2 rRNA genes are annotated in these 705 nt (G+C 47.7%); both read right to left on the bottom strand.

Annotated features, from left to right (window positions below):
• Window positions 1–300 (bottom strand): 23S ribosomal RNA (locus QT231_RS24275); the annotation flags it as partial.
• Between the two features lie 292 nt (window positions 301–592).
• Window positions 593–705, bottom strand: a 16S ribosomal RNA gene (locus QT231_RS24270); the annotation flags it as partial.

Here is a 705-nt window from a genome sequence, read left to right as displayed (position 1 = left end):
CAGCGTGTTCGCCTAATCAGTCACATGCTTAAGGGCTGGTCCCCGTTCGCTCGCCGCTACTAGGGGAATCTCGGTTGATTTCTTTTCCTCAGGGTACTTAGATGTTTCAGTTCCCCTGGTTCGCCTCATACACCTATGTATTCAGTGCATGATACTCATCTTATGATGAGTGGGTTTCCCCATTCAGAGATGTCCGGGTCACAGGTTGTTGCCACCTCACCGAACCTTATCGCAGGCTACCACGTCTTTCATCGCCTCTGGCTGCCTAGGCATCCACCGTGTGCGCTTCATTGCTTGACCCTATAACCCGAAGGAGTCTGGACTCGCAATGATAACGTTCTATTTTGCCGGATACGCTTGAGACGTATCACAATTTAAGACCACTTCTTGCGAAGTGTTCTTGTCAGCATGATATACATTGTTAAAGAGCGACTGCTATAAGCAGTGATAAGCGTTCTTTCACGTTAAAAAAGAAAAAGACCTTTGTTTTTTCTTTTCAATGTGAAAAAGACAGAGCCACTTATCACTGCGTATCAACAGCATTCTGATCAGGTAATTCATTGTGGACGCTTACTAACCGTGACGCATCGTTTAAGGAGGTGATCCAGCCGCAGGTTCCCCTACGGCTACCTTGTTACGACTTCACCCCAGTCATGAACCACACCGTGGTGATCGCCCTCTTGCGTTAGGCTAACCACTTCTGGT

This window comes from Halomonas sp. SpR1, from assembly GCF_031010175.1.
Classification (GTDB): domain Bacteria; phylum Pseudomonadota; class Gammaproteobacteria; order Pseudomonadales; family Halomonadaceae; genus Vreelandella.
This window is presented reverse-complemented; position numbering and strand designations above follow the sequence as displayed.